This is a genomic window from Geminocystis sp., assembly GCF_041753295.1.
Classification (GTDB): domain Bacteria; phylum Cyanobacteriota; class Cyanobacteriia; order Cyanobacteriales; family Cyanobacteriaceae; genus Geminocystis.
This window is the reverse complement of sequence record NZ_JBGSUU010000076.1, coordinates 1-5554: the sequence shown is the minus strand read 5'-3', so window position 1 is coordinate 5554 and position 5554 is coordinate 1. Positions and strand designations below refer to the sequence as shown.

4 protein-coding genes are annotated in these 5554 nt (G+C 27.7%); all 4 read left to right on the top strand.

Annotated features, from left to right (window positions below):
* Window positions 1-158 precede the first annotated feature (158 nt).
* The 4 genes from ACEW8E_RS08405 to cas10d all read left to right on the top strand — a co-directional run bounded on the left by ACEW8E_RS08405 (window position 159) and on the right by cas10d (window position 5445).
* A complete protein-coding gene (locus ACEW8E_RS08405) occupies window positions 159-452 on the top strand; it encodes a nucleotidyltransferase family protein (protein ID WP_373479893.1) in 294 nt (97 codons plus the stop codon).
* Complete coding sequence (locus tag ACEW8E_RS08400; protein WP_373479892.1) at window positions 449-781, top strand: DUF86 domain-containing protein; 333 nt, start codon at window positions 449-451, stop codon at window positions 779-781. Before ACEW8E_RS08405 ends, ACEW8E_RS08400 begins: the two co-directional genes overlap by 4 nt.
* Window positions 782-789: 8 nt before the next feature.
* Window positions 790-2904, top strand: a complete 2115-nt coding sequence (gene cas3, locus ACEW8E_RS08395) for a type I-D CRISPR-associated helicase Cas3' (RefSeq protein ID WP_373479891.1) — start codon at window positions 790-792, stop codon at window positions 2902-2904.
* A gap of 345 nt (window positions 2905-3249) precedes the next feature.
* The gene (cas10d, locus tag ACEW8E_RS08390; RefSeq protein WP_373479890.1) at window positions 3250-5445 is read left to right on the top strand and encodes a type I-D CRISPR-associated protein Cas10d/Csc3; all 2196 of its coding nucleotides are present in this window, start codon (window positions 3250-3252) and stop codon (window positions 5443-5445) included.
* Window positions 5446-5554 lie beyond the last annotated feature (109 nt).

Genomic DNA, 5554 nt, shown 5'->3' with positions numbered 1-5554 from the left:
TTTTTTCCCTTTCTTGAATTGACAAAGTTATTGCTTGATTTTTTCGAGTCATAATTTTATACGGACACTTTATATATATATTGTCTTGTTATTTCTATTTTAATGGTTTAATATGAAAATATTAATAGTTTACGGACATTAATTATAGATTAAAAATAATGCTCAATCTAGAATTATTAAGACAAAAACGGGAAGAAATTCTTAAAATTGCAGCCAAACATGGTGCTTATAATGTGCGTGTATTTGGTTCAGTTGCGAGAGGAGAAGCAGACGAGAAAAGCGATATTGACTTTTTAATTGATTATGAAATTCAGAAAATTACCCCTTGGTTTCCTGTGAGGTTAATTAGAGAATTGGAAAATTTATTAGGTGAAAAAGTTGATGTAGTGACTGCCGATGGCTTAAAAGAGCGTATCAAAGAAAGAGTATTACAGGAGGCAATTAATTTATGAGAGACGACAGTGAAAGAATCAGAGATATTCAAGAAGCCATTGAAAAAATCGAAAAATATTCTGTAAGAGGTGAAGGAGTATTTTATGAAGATGAATTAATTCAGACTTGGATTGTTCATAATTTACAAATTATTGGTGAAGCAGTCAGAGCATCTTCTGAAAAATTTAAAGCAAAATATCCTCAAGTTGATTGGCAAGATATTTCTGACTTTAGAAATTTGATTGTTCATGAATATTTTAGAATTGACTTAAATATTGTCTGGGTGATCGTTGAAAATGAGTTACCAAAATTAAAGCAACAAATTAACGATATTTTAAAAAATATTTAAACAAAAAAATGTACACAATAAGATTAAAACCTGTTTATTCTCGTCATGCAGATGATATTCCTGAAAATATTAATTTACCTGAAAATTGGTATTTATCTTGGCATCAATTAGAAACTTTTAAAGCCCTAAATTATCCTAATATTGATGTTATTTTTAATATAGCAATGACTGGAGATGGTAAAAGTTTAGCGGCTTATTTAAAAGCAATGAATCATGGTACTTCTAGTATTGCTTTATATCCGACAAATGAATTAGCTAGAGATCAAGAAAAACAAATTAAAGACTATCAAAATAAATTTAATTCTCATCTCGAAGTCTATCGTTTAACCTCTGGTATTCTTGAAGATTATATTGAAACAAATCAGTTACCAAATAAACAAAAAGGTTTAATTAGTGTTGCTAGTAATAATGAAATTTTACTTACTAATCCCGATATTTTTTATTATATATGTGATTTTCGATATTTAAAAAGATGGAAACAGAAAGATAAAATCAGAGGTGAATCACCAGATAAACTTTTTGGTCAAATTGCAAATTATTATGATTTATTTATATTTGATGAATTTCATGTTTTTTCATCTTCTCAAGTAGCTAGTATTTTTAATAGTTTACTTCTTCTAAAACATACAATCCCTAATAAAAAATTCCTCTTTCTTTCCGCAACACCTAATGAATTATTAACAACTTTTTTAAGTAAGTCAGGTTTTAACTATAAAATTATTAATCCTGTTGCTGAAAATAAATATTGTTTTACTGATAATCAACAGAATAATTGGCGACAAATTAGTTATCCGATAACATTAAATTTTCCCACAAAATTAGAGCCTAATTTACAATCTAGTTATAATTGGTTAGTAGAAAATGCTGAATCAGTTATTTTAAAATTTTTTCAAGATAATCCTAATAGTAAAGGGGCAATTATTCTTAACTCTATTGTGGCAGTTAAAAAATTAATTCTTATTTTTAAAGATATTTTTGAACCATTTGGCTTTAAAGTTAGAGAAAATACTGGTTTAACGGGAGAAACAGAAAAATCTAAATCAGTCGAAGAAGCAGATTTATTATTAGGCACTTCTACTATTGATGTTGGTGTAGATTTTAAGATTAATTTCTTAGTTTTTGAAGGTGCAGATGCTGGTAATTTTATTCAAAGATTTGGACGTATTGGAAGACATAAAGGTTTTAATAAATATGAAGCCTACGCTCTTATTCCTAACTTTATTGTTGAAAGGTTATTTGAAAAAGAAAATCATCTCTTAACTAATCATAAAGAATATGATAAAGTGCAATTTGGTAACGCAATTAAAAATAGTTTTAGTTTTGTTAATAGCTTTGAAAAATATCCGTCAAGATGGGGCTCGATACAATCAGCTTGTCTTTATTCTGAATTATTAAAGTTGAAAGAAAATTTTCCTAATTCTGCTACTAATTTTGGTCAAAATATTCAACAAGTATTTAATATAAGTATTAATAAAAAATTTGAAGAGATTCAATATTATATTAAAGAAGGAAAACAAGAAATAGTTGACGAAGTTCGTAGTTTTCGAGGAAGTAGTCAATTAAACTGTGCTATTTATGATTTGACTAGTTTTAATGAACCAGAGAAAGAACAATTTAAAACTTATAATTTAGGTGGTATTATTAGTAATTTTATCTTTGAATGGATAAATAAAAAAGATTTTTTTGATATGTGTATAAAGGCAGGTTTATCCACGAAACGGTTTGATAAATCTTTATGTTATTTAAAAGTAACTGGTTATCGAGATATTCGAGAAAATTGGTATTTTTATTATCCTAATGATATAACTGAAATCGCTACTTCTGGACAAGTTCAAGTTTTAGCAGGTTTGGAAATTCGACAACCTCATGGTAATAATATCAATAAAATATGCAATGCTCTTTCAAAGAGAAAATTAGTTTGTTATATATCTGATTATTCTCTTACTTATCTCAGGGCAAAATTAGGTTTACCGATTTATTTTCAGGCTTATTCCCTCGCAGATAAATATAGTAAAGATGACAAAAAACAACCTTATACTATTGCCTTTGGCAAGTCTGCATTGATGCTAGAAACCTTAATCTGGTATTGGAAAGCAAAGGAGGATGAAGGATGGATTTGCTAAAAATAAAGAGAAAAGTATGGGCAAAAACTCAGAAAACCATAGTTTTTCAATCCCTAAGAAGGTATTTTATTAATACAAGAGTATTTTTACTTTTTCTCTTTAAACTCAGAGATCAGTATATCAAATTTAGGGAATTAAACAAGAATATAAAATTTAAAAGGTTATTATAGTTTTAATGAGTAAGTATATTTTAAAATTATCTGTTAACATAATTATTAACAACATTTCTAATCAATGAATTTACTTGAAAGAATTACGCCAAATATATAAAGAAATTGGTGCATGATTTTCTAACAAGCGAGTTAGTTATACTCACACAATCGACATTATAAAGTTAATAAAGTTATGAATATAAATCAACTTTCCTTATTGGATAATTTACAACAAAATCAACATGATGATTTACCGTCATATTCTTTAGATTTAGATTCATTAAAAAATGATCAAGATATAGAAAGTAACCCAGAATTACTAATCATTTTTCTGTTTAAAAAAGCAGTTAAAGAAACTAATCCAAATGATGAGATATTAAATGATTTTGCTGAATATATTTTACCTAATCTTTTAACTAAATTAGCTGGAATAACCGCTAAAGGTGGTCAATTTACTGAAGATAGAAAAGCCGAAGGAAAAAATACAGAAAGAAGCCGACATGATCAATCCTTAATTTCTCATATACTAAATGGTTTATTTCCTACTTATAGAATTATTAGTGTATTATTATCAAACAAAATAGAAACTAATCCTATACAAAGACATTTTAATATTTTAGTAATTAAACTCTTTCTAGCCTCGTTTCCTTTACATGACTTTGAAAAAGATCCAGATTTTCAAAAGTATTTATCTGAAACAGTAGCAGAATTTAAAGATAGGAATTGGCGTAAAGATACTCCTAAAAAACAAGAAGCTCCTAATTTAAGCCGAGATTATGTTAAAAAAAGAATACAGGATTTAGGTATCGATTTATTTTTAGGAGAAAATTGGGAAAATTATATTGATGATATAGTCTGGTTAAGTCACAATGCAGGGGATGGTAGTGATGCTGATAGAGGTTTAGAAAGTAGAGGCTTAAAACCAACTTTAAATGGCAGAATCAGACAACATTTACATCACTTATTGAGACTTTCTGATTTATTCGTTTCTATTATTAAACATCCAAAAGATATTGAAGATAATAAATTTTTAGAAATTTTAAGCAATTTAAGTAATAATCAATTACAGTTTACTTATCATGCCTTATCGGATAATCGAGGAGTTATTACTAACATTATTAACAATGCTTTAATTACTTCTCATGGTGAGAATTATCAACCTTTATTGTACTTTCCTGATGGTGTTATTTATGTCTCCAAAATCGATGCCTTAAATGTTAATATAAACAATATTACAGATATAGTAATTACTAAAATTAAACAATTATGTGCAACTCAAATTATTAATAGACAAACTGGTTTTAGTAGAGGCGGAAAAGGCTTAAAATTTGCTGAATATTATTGGTTATTTTTTGAACCTATAGACTTGATGAAAGTTGGTATAAAAGTAGCTGAAAGAATCTTTCCAGATACAAAAAAAGCCTGTTCAGAAAAACGTAGTGAAAGTTTACAAAATTTTCAAGCTAAAGGTGAATTATTAGCTAATATAAACGTTAATTTTGATAATGATATTCGCATTGATAGATTAGCAGAATTTTGTGACATTATTTGTCGAGGAATTTGGAATAAATGGCTAGAAAAAGCAGAAAATTATCAAAAACAATTACCAAAAAAACAGCGTCAAGAGATACCCTTATTAGAATTAATTTATCCCTTAGCTGAATATTTAGGATTAGAGTCAGAAATTTCTGCTATCAAAGAAATTCAAACATTAAAAAAAACAGGTGGAGTGCCTTTAGATTGGTATTATTTAGCTGGAAAATATTATCAAACAGAAAAAGGAAAAGGGCAAGATTTAGCTCAAACTATTAAGTTAATGGAAGGAATTATCAATCATGTTCAAACTTTAATTAATCCTATTGTTAAACAATTTAAGATAGAAGACGGTTGGAATGATTTAAAAATCTATATTAATGATATTATCTCTTTACCTACAGGTAGAATTGTTGAAGCTAATTCTGAATCATTTTTAACAGAAATAAATCGTTATCAGAAGGCAAAAATTACGGGAAGACAAAGAGAAAATATCTGTGCTATGTCCAGTTCATCTTATACCATAAGTGAGCAAATGGAGTCTGGCAATTTATTTGCACCGCAAGTTTATAGTAATCGACAAATTTTATTTAATGCCCAAGCCGCTAAACGTCAAATTTGTTCTATTTGGGCTACAGAAATAATGTTGCGTCAAATTTTGATGAACAACACTAATTCTATTGGTGCTGATTTTGAAAATCGAAAATATCGTTATCTTTATCTTTATCCAGCTTATTTTTTCACTCCTGAAACCAGTTTATTTTTAAGAAAAACTTACGATGGTTTAGAAAAAACTCGTTTTGATGCTGAATTAAGAAAACACTTTGGCGTTGCTGAATTAAGGTATGATTTTTAGATAAAGGGGTCAAATTATCAAAAATAAAAAAATGATACAATGTCCAGAGTGCGGGTCTAAACATATTCACAAAAATGGAATTAAAAAAGGAAAGCAAAATCATCTTTGT